Here is a 16682-nt window from a genome sequence, read left to right on the forward strand (position 1 = left end):
CGGTCATGATCGACGGCATGACCTCGGGACTTCGGGAGACGAAGAAGGCGGCGACGCGGCAGGCGCTCGCCGTCGCCGTGCTGCGTCTGTCAGAGGCGGAGGGTTTCGACAGCGTCTCGGTGGAGGCGGTCGCCGCCGAGGTCGGCGTCTCGCCGCGCACGTTCCACAACTACTTCGCGGGCAAGGAAGACGCGCTGCGTTTCTACCTGAGCGAGGTCATCGATCGGATCTTCACCGCGCTGGAGGCGCGTCCCGGAGACGAGGGGTTCTGGGACTCGGCCGCTGCGGCGTTCATCGAGGTGATCTGCGACCGCGACGGCGACGCCCGGGCGCTCGCGCACCTGATGACCCTGATGGACACCGAACCGTCCATCGCGATGAAGAAGAGCCGTGACGGCGGGATCGACCCGATCGTCGCGCGGTTCGAGGCGCTGTGCGAGCAGCGGTCCATCGGCCCCGGTGGACTGACCTACGCACGACTCGTCCTGGGGTGCGCCGCGGTCGGTATCCGTGTCGCCCTCGAGGACCACCTCGACGGCGAGGTGGCGCCGGAGGCGCTGCGCGCGACGCTGCAGCGCACCTTCGAACAGATCCGCACCGGGATGGCCGCGCCGCTACCCGATCCCTGATTCCTCGAGCACCGACCAGGACGCCCGAAACCGACTCACCACCAACGACATCCGTCGTCGAACAGGAAAGAATCCATGGCCACATACTTGTACCGCATCGGCAAGTGGGCGTTCACGAACAAATTCAAGGTCATCGGCATCTGGATGCTGATCCTGGTCGGCATGGGCGTGGCGGGATCGACTCTCGCCGGCCCGTCGAGTTCGAGCTTCTCCATCCCCGGCATCCCGTCGGAGAAGGCTCAGGACAGCCTGGTCTCGAGCTTCCCCGAGAAGCCGAAGTTCTCGCAGGACATCAGCATCAAGTACGTGCTGAAGGCGCCGGAGGGCAAGACCCTGCTGGACTACCAGCCCGCCATCGACGCGATGGTCACCTCGATGAAGCAGTTCGACGGCGTCAAGGCGCCCGACTCCATCGTCAACCCCTTCAGCCCCGAGGCGTTCGGGACGCCGAGCGATCCGGGCAAGGTGGTCCAGACCTCCGTCGACTTCCAGAAGGACACCTTCGGCAAGTCCGACGCGCAGGCGCGAGCCGACGCCGCCGCATCGTCGCCGATCAACGCGAACGCGACCGTGGCGCAGCTCGGCGCCTCCTACACCGCGACCCAGGCGACCGACGTCTCCGCCAAGGCGCATGACCAGCAGACCGCCGTCGCCGACGCGGCCCGCAACGCCGGCCTGACCGTCGAGATGAGCGGCACCGCGCTGCCGCAGCCGGCCATCGGTGTCACCTCCGAGCTCATCGGTGTCGGCGTGGCCGTCGTCGTCCTCATCATCACGTTCGGGTCGTTCGTGGCGTGGGGCATGCCGATCCTGACCGCTCTGGTCGGACTCGTCATCGGCCTCATGGGCGTCAGCGCCGCGTCGGGATTCTTCAGCCTCAGCGAGGAGACCCCGATTCTCGCGACGATGATCGGCCTCGCGGTCGGCATCGACTACGCGCTGTTCATCGTCTCCCGCTATCGACACGAGCTCCTGCAGTCGAAGACCCGAGCCGAGGCCGCGGGACGCGCGGTCGGCACGGCGGGATCGGCGGTCGTGTTCGCCGGCTTGACGGTGATCATCGCCCTGTCGGCGCTGTCGATCGTCAACATCCCGTTCCTCACCGCCATGGGCCTCGCGGCCGCGGTCACGGTGCTCGTCGCCGTCCTCGTCGCGCTCACCCTGTTGCCCGCGGTGCTCGGATTGTTCGGGGGCAAGGCGTTCGCCGGCTCCATCGGGTTCCTCAACGCACCCGACACGCGTGCGTCGGCGGGCTCGACCACGCCGCGCGTGTCGAACGGTTCGCGGTTCGTCAACCAGATCGTGAAGCACCCGGCCGTGGCCCTCGTGCTCGGTGTCGTGGTCCTCGGTGTGATCGCCGCGCCGATGGTCGGTCTGAAGCTGGCGCTGCCCAACGACGGCACCTCCGATCCGTCGACGTCGCCCCGCAAGGCCTACGACCTCGTGGCCGAGGGCTTCGGTCCCGGCCAGAACGGTCCGCTGGTCGTGGTGGCGAACGCCTCGGGGGTGTCGGATCCGAACGCCCGCAACGCCGCGTTCAACAATGTCGTCACGAAGATCAAGCAGCTGCCCGACGTGAAGACCGCGCTGGTGAGCCCCGGCGATGTGAACAAGGCCGGCGATGCCGCGGTGATCACGGTGCTGCCCAACAGCGGCCCGAGCTCGAGCGACACCCAGCAGTTGGTGAAGGACCTGCGGTCGGCGGAGTCGGGCATCACCCGGGCCGACGGTGTCACCTACGGGGTGACCGGTCAGACCGCCATCGAAAGTGATGTGTCCGACCGACTCTCGCAGTCGCTCATCCCGTATCTCGCGGTGGTCGTGGGTCTCGCCTTCATCCTGCTGATGCTGGTGTTCCGCTCGATCCTGGTCCCGCTCACCGCGGCGCTCGGATTCCTGCTCAGCATCATCGCCACCTTCGGCGCCACGGTCGCCATCTTCCAGAACGGCGACCTGGGACTCATCGGCAACCCGCAACCGATCGTGAGCTTCCTGCCGATCTTCCTCATCGGCATCGTGTTCGGCCTCGCGATGGACTATCAGGTGTTCCTGGTGACCCGGATGCGCGAGGAGTACGTCCACGGCGCCTCGGCGAGGGACGCGATCAAGAAGGGCTTCGGTCACAGCGCCCGGGTGGTCGCCGCGGCGGCGACGATCATGATCTCGGTGTTCGCGGCCTTCATGCTGCAGGACAACTCGCTGATCAAGTCGATGGGCTTCGCCCTCGCCGCAGCGGTCTTCTTCGACGCCTTCATCATCCGCATGATCGTCATCCCGGCCGCGCTCGCGCTGCTCGGTGACAAGGCGTGGTGGCTGCCGAAGTGGCTCGACCGAATCCTGCCGAATGTCGATGTCGAAGGCGAGAAGCTGGGCGAGTACCTCGCCCAGACGACACCGGACGGCGGCCGGCACCGCGAGAAGGTCGGCGTCTGACCCCAGACGTGGACATGCCCTCGCGGTGAGCTCGGGGGACGGCGACGATGGCAGCGAGAAATCGCGGCGATCGTCGCCGTTGTCGTCGCCGCGGCGTCTAGTCTGGCCCGATGACAGTGACCCGCATCACATCGGTGTCCCGCCGGCTCGGCATCGCGGCGGCCGCCGCCCTGGTCGCACTCGCCGTTCCCGTCACCACCGCGCACGCCACACCCAGTTCGGGCATCAGTGCAGTCGAACTGGCCCGGGCCGACATCCCCGCCGGCCTCCTGCCGTTCATCACCGGGCCGGGGAAGGCGACGGTCCGCGAGATCACGATCGCGCCGGGCGGCACCACGGGATGGCACTTCCACGACGGTCGACTGATCGGGATCGTCAAACAGGGCACGCTCACCCACCCGGGAGCCGACTGCAAGCCGGTCGTCTACCGCCAGGGCCAGCTGATCGTCGAACCCGAGGGCGAGAAGAACACCCACGTGGGGCGCAACCTGACGTCGTCGCCGGTGGTGCTCGACGTGCTGTACCTGCTGCCCGCGGGCAAGCCCTTCTTCGAGGACGCCCCCGCGCCCCCGTGTGACGCCCCGCGGTAGGAGGAGGTACGCGGCTGTGTCGGTCTGGGATGATCGGGAGTCGTGACCGACCCCGACACCCCCGATCCCGACACCACCGACCGCAGCGCCACCACCCCCGACCACAGCTTCGTGTTCGGCACGGAGCTCGCGGGGACCCTCGGTCGCACCGGGGTCATCCGCACCCCGCACGGTGACATCCGCACGCCGGCGTTCATCCCGGTCGGCACCAAGGCGACGGTGAAGACCGTGGTGCCCGAGGCCGTGGCCGATCTCGGTGCGCAGGCGGTGCTGGCCAACGCGTATCACCTCTATCTGCAGCCGGGACCCGAGATCGTGGACGCCGCAGGTGGATTGGGTCGGTTCATGAACTGGCCCGGTCCCACCTACACCGACAGTGGCGGGTTCCAGGTGATGTCGCTGGGCGTGGGGTTCAAGAAGGTCATCTCGATGGAGGTGCGGGAGACCGAGAACGACGACGTCATCGCGCCGGGCAAGGAGCGACTCGCCCGCGTCGACGACGACGGCGTCACCTTCAAATCCCATCTCGACGGCACCACCCATCGGTTCAGTCCGGAGGTGTCGATGCAGATCCAGCACCAGCTGGGTGCCGACATCATCTTCGCCTTCGACGAGCTGACCACGCTGATGAACACCCGCGCGTACCAGGTGGATTCACTCGAACGCACCCGCCTGTGGGCCATCCGATGCCTCGATGAACACAACCGCCTGACCCGCGAACGGCACGACCGGCCGCTGCAGTCGCTGTGGGGCGTGGTGCAGGGCGCGCAGTACGAGGACCTGCGGCGCGCGGCAGCGCGCGGACTGATGGAGGCGAGCCGACGAGACCAGGATTCCGGAGGACGCGGTTTCGGCGGATACGGCATCGGAGGAGCGCTGGAGAAGGAGAATCTGGGACAGATCGTCGGGTGGGTCAACGACGAACTGCCCAGGGACACGGCCAAACACCTCTTGGGGATCAGCGAACCCGACGACATCTTCACCGCCATCGAGAACGGCATCGACACCTTCGACTGTGTGTCGCCGTCGCGGGTGGCGCGCAACGGGGCGATCTACTCGTTCGACGGTCGCTACAACATCACCAACAGCCGCTTCCGCGCCGACTTCTCGCCGATGGAACCCGAACTGGAGAACTATTCGACGCAGTACAGCCGCGCCTACATCCACCACCTGTTCAAGGCCAAGGAGGGACTGGCCTCGACGCTGTGCACCATCCACAACGAGCATTTCATCGTCACGCTGGTGGACCGCGCGCGCCAGGCCATCGAGGACGGCAACTACATCGAGTACCGCGACGCGTTCCTGGCGCGCTATTACGCGGGCAGTCGGTGAGACTGCCCGCGTGACAGCGGCGTTCGAATGATCAGACGCGCACGACGCGGGTGCCGCCCGCGAACTTGTCGTGCAGTCCCTGCTTGTTGGGGTCGTTGCTGATGGTCACGCCGATGGCGATGACCAGACCCAGCGTCACCAGTCCGACGAGCGCGGGCAGGATGAAGAGGAAGTTCAGCAGCGCGGTCAGCACCGAGAGCAGCATCCAGATGTTGCGCTTGAACGCGACCTCCTGGGTCGGGATGTTGCCGTCGGGTCCGACGGTGCGCAGCTTCAACAACTGCTTGCCGAGGGTCGCGCCCTTCCGGGACTCGAAGTACGTGAAGTACAGGATCGCCGCGAAGCTGAGGATCACCGACACGATGTAGTACACGGCGTTACCCGCGACGACGCCGACGATGCCCTCGACGATGGCGACCGGGATCGCGACGATGATGCCGTCGATGATGCGCGCACCCAGGCGGACACCGGCCCCGGCCGGTTGGCCCGAGGTCGAGTAGATGCCCTGCTCGCCGTACTGCTGCTGGCCCACCGGCGGCGGGGGCGGGTACTGCCCGGGCGGCGGGTACGAACCCTCGGCGCCACCCTTGGACAGGTCAGGAGCCGGGTACTGCGGTTGGCCGTACTGGGGCTGACCGTATTGCGGCTGGCCGTACTGAGGTTGTCCGTACTGGGGTTGCCCGGGTTGGGGCGACCCGTACTGAGGATCCTGACCCTCCGGATTCTGGCCCGGGTACTGGGGTCCGGTCATGTGACGTCCTCTCGTTTCGGCGCGTGCCGGGGTGTGGTCCGCGTGGCCGCCAGTCTAAATCAGAACCAATCGGACACCGAGGAAATCACCGACGACGAGGAGGTTCGCGATCGCACGTCGATGATCGTCGATCACCAGAGATCGTCGGGATCGAGAATCCACGGGCCGTTCGGGAGGCGTGCAGGATCGAATCGGCGGAGAACGTCGTTCGCGGTGAGGTTTTCGCCGACGGTCCCGAGGTTCAGCGACGACGCCAGCAACGACAGCAGCCGTGTGTCGTCGACGCCGACCATGGCGAGGTCGGCGCGTGTGACGGCGCCGTCACGCTTGGCCAGGCGCGACCCGGAGGTGTTGAGCACGAGGGGCACGTGCGCGTACTGCGGGACGGGCACCCCGATCAGTGTGGCGAGGTAGGCCTGCCGTGGGGCCGAGGTCAGCAGGTCGTCGGCGCGGACCACCTGGTCGACCCCTTCGGCGCCGTCGTCGATCACGACGGCGAGGTTGTAGGCGGCGGTCCCGTCGCCGCGTCGGAGGACGAAGTCGTCGACGGCGCCGGTGAACTCGCCACAGAGGGTGTCGGTGATCGTGAAAGAATCTGTGTCGCTTTTCAATCGGATGGCCGGATCCCGTCCCGCGGCGCGTCGGGCGGCGCGGTCCGCCTCGCCGAGGTCACGGCAGGTGCCGGGATAGGAACCCGGCGGGGCGTGGGGTGCGGTGGTCGCGGCGTGGATCTCGCGGCGGCTGCAGAAGCACTCGAACGTCCGGCCGGCGGCGGTCAGGTCGTCGATCACGGCGTCGTAGATGTGGGTGCGTCGCGACTGCACGGTCGGCTCGTCGTCCCACTCGATCCCGAGTGCGCAGAGGTCGCCGAGTTGGGCGTCGGCGACGCCGTCGCGGGAACGCTCGTCGAGGTCCTCGATGCGGAGGACGAAGCGGCGCTCGGTGCTGCGGGCGAACAACCACGCGAGCAGCGCCGTGCGGAGGTTTCCGATGTGGAGATCGCCCGAGGGTGACGGCGCGTATCGGCCCGCTCCGGGTGTCTGGATCATCGTGCGACTCGGTGGACGAGCTCGGCGGGCACGAGACGGGCGGAGGTGTCAGTGGGGTGCCACCAGAACGCGATCTCGTGGGGGGCGTCGAGGATCGGGAAGCGATCGCGGTCGACGGGGGCATCGTGGAGCTCGGTGTCGAAGACGAACACGATCTCGTGGCCGGTCTCGCCGTCGGCGGTGAAGAGGTTCTCGAAGACCTCGAGGAGTGTCGCGGACGCGACGGTGACGCCGAGCTCTTCGGCGATCTCCCGGTCGAGTGCGGCGCGCGCGGACTCGCCGAACTCGATGCCGCCGCCGAGTGGGCGGACCCGCGGGTCGTCGGTTCCGATCCCGTGGCCGGTGACAAGGAGGGCGCCGTCGGATGGTCGCCGGATCAATGCCAGCACGATCGGCCGGATCGAGTTCGCCATGACATCGAGCCTAACCGCGCCGCCGACCGCGCCAACTGTCTGGAAAAACGTACGGTCGCGGAAGTCGAGGCTGAGTGTGTGGAAAGTCCAGTCGAGTGTGCTGACCGCGTCGCGTGAGTCGACAGTCCAGTCGGGTGGTTGGGCTGAGTGTGTGGAAAGTTCAGTCGAGTGTGCTCGCCGCCTCGCGTGAGTCGACAGTCGTACAGCGCACACTCGACGACGACTTTCCGCACAGTCAGCGGCGGTAGAACGCAACCAGCTACGAGGCAGCGAGGTACAGCGGAGCCCGCGGCCAGGTGAGGTCGAAGCTCCGAGCCGGCGGCGGTTCACTCCGCTCGGGGCACGGTGGATCGCCTTCTCGGGAATGTCGTTGTAGCAGTTCGTCGATCCGGTGCAACTGATTGGCGCGAAGCTTCTCCGGTGGGTCGGTGTTACGACGCCACCCGTAGCGGCCCTTGTCGGGGCCGTCGGTGATCTTCTCGGTCGACCATTGATGGGACTCGGATCCGACAGCCCGATTGTGGCGGCCACAGGCGGGTGCCATGTGCGGCGAGTCGGTGAGTCCTCCATCGGCCCAATCAGCCTCCGCGTGGTGCATTTCGGTGAGCGCGAACGGAGTCGTGCAGTCGTCTTTGCTGCATCCCTTGTACTGCGAGAAGGCCATCAACCGTTGCGCTTGCGACGCGAGCCGGCGGCCGCGGCCGAAGAACAAGGGTTCACCGGTGACATCGCTGAAGACGGCGAGGTGGGGTTGTGCATCGGCAGCGAGTTTGATCACGTCGCTGATCGGGAGGTCGGAACCGGCGGCGGTGCGTGCGAAGCCTGCATGCTCACGGAGTTGTGCGTCGGTGATGGACACGATGATCTGGGGCGGCAACCCTCGATGCGACCCACCTAGGAGGCCACCGTTGACGGCGGCATCGAGCAGGGCGGTGAAGGCGTCGTGGTTGCGTTGGCTCTGGCTGCGGTAGTCCCGGTCAGCTGCGTCTTTGAGCAGTTCCGGGTCGGCATCGCCGTGATCACCCTTCGGTGACTGGTCGTCGTCGGGATTGTTCATCCCGGGCGCGGCCCACTTGGCGAGCACGACGTCGAACAGGGCCCGCGTGATCGGATCGAGTGTGGCGGTGAGTGTCGACATCAACTGGCTGTCTTGGCAGCCGAGGTTCAGTTTCCGGTTGCGTGCGCGATCGCGGTCGTCGGTGAGAATGCCGTCCGGATCAAGATGCGCCAGGATCCGCACGCCGGCAGCGGTGATCTCTTTGGGCGTGAGTGTGGTTGCGAATTCGGCCAGGACTTCCTCTGCCCGCGCCCGCTGTTCCACGCCGACGGCCGAGGGGATCTTCTTCATCACGTCGAGAACCGCGTGGACGTGGTCGAGCCCGATCGTTCCGGCGGCCAACTCGCGAGCGGTGTTCGGGCAGACCGGCGGCAGTTCCTCGCCGGTCATCGCGTGCATCGGTTCCAGCGCCTGGACCGCCTGCAACCGTTTCTTGGGATGCGTGATCCGTAGTTTGGTCTGCAGGAACTCGGTGACGGTCACGCATCCCACGGTCCGGTGGGCGTCGCGGTCGGAGACCTCGAGGATGCGCTGGTTGCCGATGGATTCCATTCGGCGGATGGTGTGTTCGTGGCGGATCGCCAGCTCGGCGACGGTCTCCCCGTCGCACGCTGTGGAGTCGGATGCAGCGATCTTGTTCAAGATCTGTTCCAGGGCAGCGTAATCCGCTACGAGATCGCTCACGGTGACGCTCCTCCCCAGGTGTGACTGTACGTCTATTCTAGCACGCGTGTTCGAAGGGTGGGAGGTTGATTATCGTGAATAGTGTTGAACGTGAGCGCATTTCGGGTGGGTGGTTGAGTTCTACTGCCGCTGACGGTGCGGAAGCCGACCGTCGAGTGTGCGTTGTTTCGTCGTCGTCTCGCGTGACGCTGTCAGCACACTCGACGACCGTTTCCACACAGTCAGCACGAGCGGCACACTCGACGGCCGTTTCCACGCGGTCAGCATCTCTGGCGCGCGTCGCGTAGTCGGCATCCTCGGCTCGCGGCGCGCTGTCAGCGCACTCACCACCTACTGGCGCCTTCTGCAGCGTCGGGGGTGGGGAGGGTGAGACCATGGGGTCGTGGACCTTCCCGTCATGCCACCCGTCGCGCCGATGCTGGCCAAGGCGGTCACCGCGGTGCCCGCTCAGCCCGACGACGGCATCGCCTGGTCGCACGAGCCCAAGTGGGACGGGTTCCGGGCTCTGATCTTTCGCGACGGCGACGAGGTGGTGATGGGCTCCCGCAGCGGGAAGGACCTCGCCCGCTACTTCCCCGAACTCGTCGAGGCGGCCCGCGCCGAACTCCCGAATCGGGTCGTCGTCGACGGTGAGATCGGTGTGCAGGCCGAGATCGGCGGCGTCCGCCGGCTCGACTGGGACTCGCTGAGTCAACGCATCCACCCCGCCGATTCGCGGGTGCAGATGCTCGCCGACACCACCCCGGCGATGTTCATCGGATTCGACGCCCTCGCCCTCGGCGACCGCGACCTCACCGGCGAACCCTTCCGGGTGCGGCGCGATGCGCTCACCGAGGCGATACCGGGTGCGGGGCTCCTCCGGGTCAGCCGCGTGACCACCGATTCGCAGACCGCGATCGACTGGTTCAGCGCCTTCGAGGGCGCCGGACTCGACGGGGTCGTCAGCAAACGCATCGAGGGTGCCTACGTCGGCGGTAAGCGCGAGATGCTGAAGGTCAAGCACAAACGCACGGCCGACTGCGTGGTCATCGGCTACCGGGTTCACAAGAGCGGCACCGGCGTCGGATCGATGTTGCTCGGTCTCTACCAGGACGGGCAGCTGCGCAGCGTCGGCGGATCGAGTGCGTTCACCGACGCCAAACGCATCGAGCTGCAGGAGCAGTTCGAGCCCATGCGGCTCGACCCGGACCACACCGCGCGGGGCGAGCCGAACCGCTGGAACTCCGCCGGCACGGGCGAGTGGATCCCGATCCGCCCCGAGCTGGTGGTCGAGGTCGGCTACGACCAGATGGAGAAGGAGCGGTTTCGTCACACCGTGAAATTCCAGCGGTGGCGACCCGACCGCGACCCCGAGAGCTGCGGGTACGACCAGCTCGAGGTCCCGCTCACCTATGACCTGCACGATGTGCTGGAAGGGTCCGACTGATGGCGAAGACTCCTGCGGCGATGGTGGCCGTCGGCGACCGCGAGGTGCGCGTCTCGAGCCCCGACCGCGTCGTCTACGAGGCGACCGATCGCACTCCCGACATCAGCAAACTCGAGGTGTGCGAGTACTTCGCCACCGTCGGCGACGCCCTCATGGCGGCCATCGGCGAACGACCGACCGCCATGGAACGGTGGCCCGACGGGTGGCGTGAAGGCATGCGCCTGGCCACGGGCCCGCAGGATCGCGAGGGCGACGGTTTCTATCAGAAGCGACTTCCCAAGGGTGCACCCGATTTCGTCGACACCGTGTCGATCGCGTTCCCGAGCGGACGCAAGGCCGACGAGCTCTGCCCCACCGAGCCCGCGTCGTTGGTGTGGGCGGCCCAGATGGGCGCCCTGACCTTTCACCCCTGGCCGGTGCGCCGCCCCGACGTGGACCATCCCGACGAACTCCGCATCGATCTCGATCCGCAGCCGGGCACGTCGTTCTCCGACGCCCAGCGGGTCGCCGATGTGCTGAGGGAGCTGCTGGCCGAACACGGTCTGCGGGGCTTCCCCAAGACCAGCGGTAACCGGGGCGTCCACATCTACGTACGCATCGAGCCGCGGTGGACCTTCGACGAGGTACGCCACGCGGCGATCGGACTGGGCCGCGAACTCGAGCGCCGCGACGACGGTGTGACGACCGCATGGTGGAAGGAGGAACGCGGCACCCGCCTGTTCCTCGACTACAACCAGAACCTGCGCGATCGGACCATCGCCAGTGCATGGAGCCTGCGGGCGCAGCCCGGGGCGCCGGTGAGCACACCGGTCACCTGGGAGCGGCTCGCCGAGGTCACCGACCCGAGGGACTTCAATCTCACGACCGTCCCCGACTACCTGGCCGACGGCGATCCGTGGTCGGAGATCGACTCCCAGGCGTACTCGATCGAGCCCCTGCTCGAACTGTGGGAGACGTTGCCCGGCGGCGAACTCAATTTCCCGCCGGACTACCCCAAGCAGAAGGGCGAGCCCCCGCGGGTGCAGCCGAGCAAGAAGGTGGAGTCGCACTGGGACTCCGACGGCAACAGGCTGGAGTGACGCCGCGATCACTCCGGGGCGAAGAACCTCGCGATGGCGTTGTCCCACATGATTTCCCGCTTCCGGTCGCAATGCGTGCGGATCCAGTTCTGCAACGCCAGCAGCGTCGCGATCACCAGGCCGATGAGCACGATCACCACGGCGACCGCCGTCACGCCGGCGTCGGCGCGCAACGGCATCGGGGGCGTGGGGCGACCGTCCTGATCGACGGTGAGCAGCAATGAGCTGCCGGCGGCGGTGCCGGGCGGGACGGTGATGACACCGGATTTCGCGGCGCCCTTGTAGGTCCAGTGCGCGGGCACCTTGTTCGACTCGTCGGATCCGATGGTCGAGGTGATCGGGGTGACCGCCGCTGAACTGAGGTCGGTCGTCGCACTCACGGTGTCGATGCGCTTCTGCGGCGGGTCGTCCTGGTGCGAACTCCAGATGAGGATGCCGGGCACGATCGCCAGCGGCAGCAGGATCATGCCGACGAGGACCAGCAGCCGGTGCATCCGGCGTTCGGTGATGTCGATCTCGCGCTCGAGCGGGTTCGCGCCACGGTGGTGCCGGGCGTTCGCGCGGCGCATCGCACGCCGGGCGTCGGATCGCCGCTCACCGGACATCGGTCGCTCCTGGGTCGGGGTCGTGCGCTCGTGGGGATTCGCGCCTGTGGTCGCCGGATGATCCGGGCGGCCACAACCGCAGTTGCCGTTCACAGCATATTCGACGCGGTGGTCCCCGCGGATGTGGTCGGTTCAGCCCGGGTGAAAACCGTCCCGACCGATCCGGTGCCGCTGTGCAGCGTCTTCTCGATGCATGTCGCGGCGCGATCGGCCGATCCCTGTGCCGGTGCGATGGCGGCGATCCGTCGAGCCCGGTCACCGCACCCGAGGGCGGTCGACACCGCATCGCGGAGAGATCGAGCCGTCATGCTGCGTGGGTCGATGCGGATCCCCGAACCGGCCGCGTCCACCCGTGCGGCGACATCGCGCTGATCGCGTCCGAACGGCGCGATCACCATCGGGATGCCGCGAGCCAGTGCCTTCTGCGTGATGCCCATCCCGCCGTGACTGATCACCACCGATGCCCGGTCGAGTACCTGTTCGTGGGGCAGGAAACGCACCACGGTGGCGTCGGGTCCGGCGACGAACTGATCGGGGTCGAGCGCGCCGGTGGTGACGACCGCGTGCATCCCGGTCCCGGCGAGGGCCTCGAGCGCGGTGGTGGCCAGCGTCTGGTCGGCCTGCAGCTCGGTGGAGCACGTCACCAGGGCGATGGGGCCGTCGATCGCGTCGATGCGGGGGTCTCGGTTGCCGGGCGGGGCCCACAGCGATGGTCCGACCATCGTCACGGTGGGAGGCCAGTCGACGCGAGGGCGCTCGAGGGGCGCGCCGCACAGGCTCAGGACCAGAGGCGCCCGACGGATGACCCCGTCGCAGTGTCGGAGCTCGGGGAGGCCGAACCCGCGTCGTGCGCGGTTGAACTTCCGTCGGAAGGTGAGATCCCAGATGCTCTGCGCCGCACGGGCGATGACCGCGTCCCGCAGGTGCGGTAGTCGTCCGTCGCGAGGCGTGAGCCCCAACCCGATCGGCGGCCCGTCGGTGGTGAACAGCGGTAGGAAGGTCGCGCTCCAGATGGCCCACGGAAGGCCCGACGCCTCGGCCGCGCACTGGGCGCCGGTGGCCACCACGTCGGTGAGGATCATGTCGGGGTGATGGTCGGCCACAGCGGCGGTGAGGTGGGTGAACTCGGCGTCGATCCGCGACAGCAGTCGGTCGGTCAGCGAGTTCGGTGTCCGCGTGTCGTCGCCCCGCCAGTCGCCCGGTAGCGCCTCGTCGATCTCGGGCGGCAGCGGCGAGGCCGACAGTCCCAGGCCGCGCAGCATCGGCACCTCGTCGGCGATGGTGATCATGTGGATGTCGTGCCCGCGGTCGCGGAGCTCCAGAAGCGTCTCGACGATCGGGTACATCACGCCGCGTGCGGGCGAGGTCATGACCAGGATGCGGGGCAAGGTGTGTCCTCCGGTCGGCGGGGATGGTCAGCGTGTGCAGGCCAGTGAGCGCGCCGCGGCGTTGCGAACGGACACGGCGAGAACAGGATCGGTGAGAACCGGAGGGTCGGCGCCGACGAAGGCACGGCAGTAGGTGCCGCTGCCCGCGACGAACTCCAGGAACGCCAACCCGATACGGGTCAGCGGGTAGTCGGCCACCGGATCGACCGCGGCGAGGTGGGGAGCGCCGCGCGCCACGGTGAACCACGTCGGCGCGGTCAGGCGATCGACGATGACGGGGCGCAGCAGGTTCGGCGACGCGGTGCGGTCGTCGGTGCCGGTGGTGATCAGCGTCGGTGTGCGCGATGGTCCGGGCAGGGTGTAGATGTCGGGCGCCATCGCGAGGACCCCGACCACCCGGACGCCGGGCGGGACGGTGAGAGGGAGGCGATCGGTGACGACCTGCGGAGGGGGAGACGCGATGAGGCTCGCGGACTCGAGCGCCTTGGTGGCACCGGCGGAATGGCCGGCGAGGATGACCCGTGACGGGTCGATCCGGCCGTACAGCGGCGAGCGAGGGTCGTTGGCGGCGGCGAGCGCACGCCGGATGCCGGTGAACACGCTCTCGGGGGCGATCTCCCGGGCGTTGTAGGCCACCGCGACGACGAACCCGTGACTCGCCCAGTGGGTCACCATACGGACGAAGTAACCGGGGTTGGCGCCGCTGCCGCCGACGAACACGACGAGCGGGCGGCGACCGGGCGCACCGTCGGGTGCGTAGACGTCGACACCGTTGTCGGGGCCGGAGCCGATCGGTGCGGCGGAGGTACACAGCAGAGGCGCCCGGGCTCCCTGGTCGCGGACGCTGCGGATCTGCTCGGCGGCACCGGGACCTCGGCAGGGAGCAACCTGCGCGGTCGTGGTTACCCGGAAGGGCCCGGGTTCGGACAGATCAGGGGTGGCGCCGACCGAGGATTGCGCGACCGCGGGCTGCGCCGAACTGACCCCCGGTACGGCGGTGGCCACCATGGCGGCAGCAGCGAACACAGCCAGTACCGACGCAACGATTCTGATCACGCGAATCCCCGAGATTCTTTGATGAACTGAACAGCGACTTTCGCGAAAGACTACGGTCGCTCGTCCGGTCGGGGTATTCGAGAGGTGGCGGAACGGCTGTCAGAAAAGCCACACGGTCTCCGACGCGCGGAAACGGCAGGCGCGTGTTACCACGCCTGCCGTTTCCACGTCATCGACGGACGATCACTTCCAGCGAGCGAGGATCTCGTTCGAGCGCTCGGCGAGAACCGCCTGCCAGATCGGACCGAAGCTGACGCGACCCACGCCGAGTCCGGCGAGCGTCGCCTTGTCGCTGTTCACCGGGTGGCCGATGGCGTTGACCGGCAGCGGCAGCTCGGAGGTCAGACGCTTCTGGACGTCGTCGCTGTGGAAGCCGACCGGATACAGCACGTCGGCGCCGGCCTCGGCGGCCAGCTTCAGGCGGGAGATCGCGCGGTCCACGCGGTCGGACTCGTCGCCGATCTCCTTCACGAACAGATCGGTGCGGGCGTTGATGACGACATGGACGTCGGTCGCATCCGACGCCGCTCGCAGAGCGCCGACGAAATCAGCGTGCTCCTGCGCGTCGCGCAGTCGACCGCCCTCGCTGTGCACGGTGTCCTCGATGTTGAGGCCCACGGCCCCGGCGTCGATGAGTCCCTCGATCAGACGCTTCGGATCCTCGCCGTAGCCCGATTCGATGTCGACCGAGATCGGCACGTCGACCGCGGCGGTGATCTGCTTGATGCGGGTCAGCACCTCGTCGAAGGTGAGTCCCTCGTTGTCGGACTTGCCGATCGAGTCGGAGATCGGGTGGCTGCCCACGGTCAGCGCGGTGAAGCCGGCCGAGACGGCGAGGTTCGCGGTCCAGGCGTCCCACACGGTCGGCAGGATCACCGGGTCACCGGGCTTGTGCAGTTCGAGAAGTGTCGTGGCCTTGCTGCTCAGATTCGTCATGCCAACGTCAACGTCGTCGCTCCGTGCCTATTTCCGGTCGTCCCACGATGTGAGAACGACCGTTCTCCCGCTCCGGCGTGCTCCCTACAGACCGAGACTGCGGGCGATGAGCATCAGCTGTACCTCGGTGGTGCCCTCACCGATCTCGAGGATCTTGCTGTCGCGGTAGTGACGGGCGACGGTGTACTCGTTCATGTAGCCGTAGCCGCCGTGCACCTGGGTGCCGTCGCGCGAGTTGTCCATCGCGGCCTCCGAGGCGACCATCTTCGCGATCGACGCCTGGGTCTTGAACGGCTTGCCGGCCAGCATCAACGCGGCGGCGTCGTAGTAGGCGGTGCGCGCCGCGTAGGCGCGTGCCTCCATGCGGGCGATGGTGAACGCGATCGACTGGTTGTCGCCGATGGGTCGCCCGAACGCCGACCGTTCCTTCGCGTACCGCACACACTCGTCGACACACCCCTGCGCGACCCCGACGGCCAGCGCCGCGATGGCGATACGACCCTCGTCGAGGATGCGGAGGAAGTTGGCATAGCCGCGGCCCTGCTCGCCGAGCAGGTTGGTGCGCGGCACCCGCACGTCGTCGAAGGTGAGCGGGTGGGTGTCCGAGGCGTTCCACCCGACCTTGTCGTACGACGGGCCCGCGGTGAAGCCGGCCGACGACGTGGGAACGATGATCGACGAGATCTGCTTGTGGCCGGCGGCGTCGACCCCGGTGACCGCGGCCACGGTGACGAGCTCGGTGATGTCGGTGCCGGAGTTGGTGATGAACTGCTTGGAGCCGTTGATGACCCACTCGTCGCCGTCGAGGACGGCGGTGGTCTTCGTCGCGCCTGCGTCACTGCCGCCGCCCGCCTCGGTGAGGCCGAACGCGCCGAGTGCCTGCCCACTCGTCAAGCGCGGCAACCACTCCTGCTTCTGTTCCTCGGTCCCGAAGCTGTAGATCGGCATGGCGCCCAACGAGACGCCGGCCTCCAGGGTGATGGCGACGCTCTGGTCGACCTTCCCGAGCTCCTCGAGTGCGAGGCACAACGCGAAGTAGTCGCCGCCCATGCCGCCGTACTCCTCGGGGAACGGCAGGCCGAACAGGCCCATCTCCGCCATCCCCGCGACGACCTCGTACGGAAACGATCGCTCCGCATCGTGTTTCGCCGACACCGGGGCCACCACCGACCGGGCGAAGTCGGCCACCGTCGCCTTGAGGTCGCGATAGTCCTCCGGCAGGTTCGCCGTCGAGATCGATTCCGAGCTGGTCAT

The 16682-nt window shown here is 67.7% G+C and carries 15 protein-coding genes; 6 read left to right on the plus strand and 9 right to left on the minus strand.

Features of this window, described 5'->3' with window-relative positions; genetic code table 11:
* Positions 1 to 17 precede the first annotated feature (17 nt).
* The 4 genes from OG579_RS13920 (at position 18) to tgt (ending at position 4984) form a co-directional block, all read left to right on the plus strand.
* On the plus strand, positions 18 to 629 hold the full coding sequence (locus tag OG579_RS13920; protein WP_328856407.1) for a TetR/AcrR family transcriptional regulator: 612 nt from the start codon (positions 18 to 20) through the stop codon (positions 627 to 629).
* A gap of 75 nt (positions 630 to 704) precedes the next feature.
* On the plus strand, positions 705 to 3062 hold the full coding sequence (locus OG579_RS13925; protein ID WP_328856408.1) for an MMPL family transporter: 2358 nt from the start codon (positions 705 to 707) through the stop codon (positions 3060 to 3062).
* A 110-nt stretch (positions 3063 to 3172) separates the two neighbouring features.
* Positions 3173 to 3652, plus strand: coding sequence for a cupin domain-containing protein (locus tag OG579_RS13930; protein WP_328856409.1), 480 nt, complete (start codon positions 3173 to 3175; stop codon positions 3650 to 3652).
* Positions 3653 to 3694: 42 nt separating this feature from the next.
* Positions 3695 to 4984 (plus strand): tRNA guanosine(34) transglycosylase Tgt, encoded by a 1290-nt coding sequence (tgt, locus tag OG579_RS13935; protein ID WP_408068680.1) that lies wholly within the window; start codon positions 3695 to 3697, stop codon positions 4982 to 4984.
* A 31-nt stretch (positions 4985 to 5015) separates the two neighbouring features.
* Here tgt and OG579_RS13940 read toward each other — a convergent pair whose 3' ends face one another.
* The 4 genes from OG579_RS13940 to OG579_RS13955 all read right to left on the minus strand — a co-directional run bounded on the left by OG579_RS13940 (position 5016) and on the right by OG579_RS13955 (position 8938).
* The gene (locus OG579_RS13940; RefSeq protein ID WP_328856410.1) at positions 5016 to 5735 is read right to left on the minus strand and encodes an RDD family protein; all 720 of its coding nucleotides are present in this window, start codon (positions 5733 to 5735) and stop codon (positions 5016 to 5018) included.
* A 131-nt stretch (positions 5736 to 5866) separates the two neighbouring features.
* Positions 5867 to 6784, minus strand: a complete 918-nt coding sequence (gene gluQRS / locus OG579_RS13945) for a tRNA glutamyl-Q(34) synthetase GluQRS (RefSeq protein ID WP_328856411.1) — start codon at positions 6782 to 6784, stop codon at positions 5867 to 5869.
* Positions 6781 to 7197 (minus strand): NUDIX hydrolase, encoded by a 417-nt coding sequence (locus OG579_RS13950; protein WP_328856412.1) that lies wholly within the window; start codon positions 7195 to 7197, stop codon positions 6781 to 6783. Before OG579_RS13950 ends, gluQRS begins: the two co-directional genes overlap by 4 nt.
* A 259-nt stretch (positions 7198 to 7456) precedes the next feature.
* Positions 7457 to 8938, minus strand: coding sequence for a DUF222 domain-containing protein (locus OG579_RS13955; protein WP_328856413.1), 1482 nt, complete (start codon positions 8936 to 8938; stop codon positions 7457 to 7459).
* A gap of 382 nt (positions 8939 to 9320) precedes the next feature.
* On the opposite strand from OG579_RS13955, the gene OG579_RS13960 reads away from it, so the two are divergent.
* Entirely contained in the window at positions 9321 to 10364 is a 1044-nt protein-coding gene (locus OG579_RS13960; protein WP_328856414.1) for an ATP-dependent DNA ligase, read from the plus strand.
* Positions 10364 to 11443 (plus strand): DNA polymerase domain-containing protein, encoded by a 1080-nt coding sequence (locus OG579_RS13965; RefSeq protein WP_328856415.1) that lies wholly within the window; start codon positions 10364 to 10366, stop codon positions 11441 to 11443. The genes OG579_RS13960 and OG579_RS13965 overlap by 1 nt, the downstream gene beginning before the upstream one ends.
* Positions 11444 to 11451: 8 nt before the next feature.
* Here OG579_RS13965 and OG579_RS13970 read toward each other — a convergent pair whose 3' ends face one another.
* The 5 genes from OG579_RS13970 to OG579_RS13990 all read right to left on the minus strand — a co-directional run bounded on the left by OG579_RS13970 (position 11452) and on the right by OG579_RS13990 (position 16682).
* The gene (locus OG579_RS13970; RefSeq protein WP_328856416.1) at positions 11452 to 12048 is read right to left on the minus strand and encodes an Rv1733c family protein; all 597 of its coding nucleotides are present in this window, start codon (positions 12046 to 12048) and stop codon (positions 11452 to 11454) included.
* A gap of 89 nt (positions 12049 to 12137) precedes the next feature.
* On the minus strand, positions 12138 to 13418 hold the full coding sequence (locus OG579_RS13975; protein WP_328856417.1) for a glycosyltransferase: 1281 nt from the start codon (positions 13416 to 13418) through the stop codon (positions 12138 to 12140).
* A 45-nt stretch (positions 13419 to 13463) separates the two neighbouring features.
* Positions 13464 to 14492: a poly(ethylene terephthalate) hydrolase family protein gene (locus OG579_RS13980; RefSeq protein ID WP_328856418.1), complete on the minus strand. Its 1029-nt coding sequence runs from the start codon at positions 14490 to 14492 to the stop codon at positions 13464 to 13466.
* Between the two features lie 183 nt (positions 14493 to 14675).
* The gene (locus OG579_RS13985) at positions 14676 to 15428 is read right to left on the minus strand and encodes an isocitrate lyase/PEP mutase family protein (RefSeq protein WP_328856419.1); all 753 of its coding nucleotides are present in this window, start codon (positions 15426 to 15428) and stop codon (positions 14676 to 14678) included.
* 84 nt (positions 15429 to 15512) lie between these two features.
* On the minus strand, positions 15513 to 16682 hold the full coding sequence (locus OG579_RS13990; RefSeq protein ID WP_328859246.1) for an acyl-CoA dehydrogenase family protein: 1170 nt from the start codon (positions 16680 to 16682) through the stop codon (positions 15513 to 15515).

The organism is Williamsia herbipolensis, from assembly GCF_036153515.1.
GTDB classification, from domain to species: domain Bacteria; phylum Actinomycetota; class Actinomycetes; order Mycobacteriales; family Mycobacteriaceae; genus Williamsia_A; species Williamsia_A herbipolensis.

Bases quoted from the DNA above. Each gene is read 5' to 3' on its own strand.
- OG579_RS13920 (WP_328856407.1), top strand. From the start codon at position 18: ATGACCTCGGGACTTCGGGAGACGAAGAAGGCGGCGACGCGGCAGGCG.
- OG579_RS13925 (WP_328856408.1), top strand. From the start codon at position 705: ATGGCCACATACTTGTACCGCATCGGCAAGTGGGCGTTCACGAACAAA.
- OG579_RS13930 (WP_328856409.1), top strand. From the start codon at position 3,173: ATGACAGTGACCCGCATCACATCGGTGTCCCGCCGGCTCGGCATCGCG.
- OG579_RS13940 (WP_328856410.1), bottom strand. From the start codon at position 5,735: ATGACCGGACCCCAGTACCCGGGCCAGAATCCGGAGGGTCAGGATCCT.
- gluQRS (WP_328856411.1), bottom strand. From the start codon at position 6,784: ATGATCCAGACACCCGGAGCGGGCCGATACGCGCCGTCACCCTCGGGC.
- OG579_RS13950 (WP_328856412.1), bottom strand. From the start codon at position 7,197: ATGGCGAACTCGATCCGGCCGATCGTGCTGGCATTGATCCGGCGACCA.
- OG579_RS13965 (WP_328856415.1), top strand. From the start codon at position 10,364: ATGGCGAAGACTCCTGCGGCGATGGTGGCCGTCGGCGACCGCGAGGTG.
- OG579_RS13970 (WP_328856416.1), bottom strand. From the start codon at position 12,048: ATGTCCGGTGAGCGGCGATCCGACGCCCGGCGTGCGATGCGCCGCGCG.
- OG579_RS13975 (WP_328856417.1), bottom strand. From the start codon at position 13,418: ATGACCTCGCCCGCACGCGGCGTGATGTACCCGATCGTCGAGACGCTT.
- OG579_RS13985 (WP_328856419.1), bottom strand. From the start codon at position 15,428: ATGACGAATCTGAGCAGCAAGGCCACGACACTTCTCGAACTGCACAAG.
- OG579_RS13990 (WP_328859246.1), bottom strand. From the start codon at position 16,682: ATGACCAGCTCGGAATCGATCTCGACGGCGAACCTGCCGGAGGACTAT.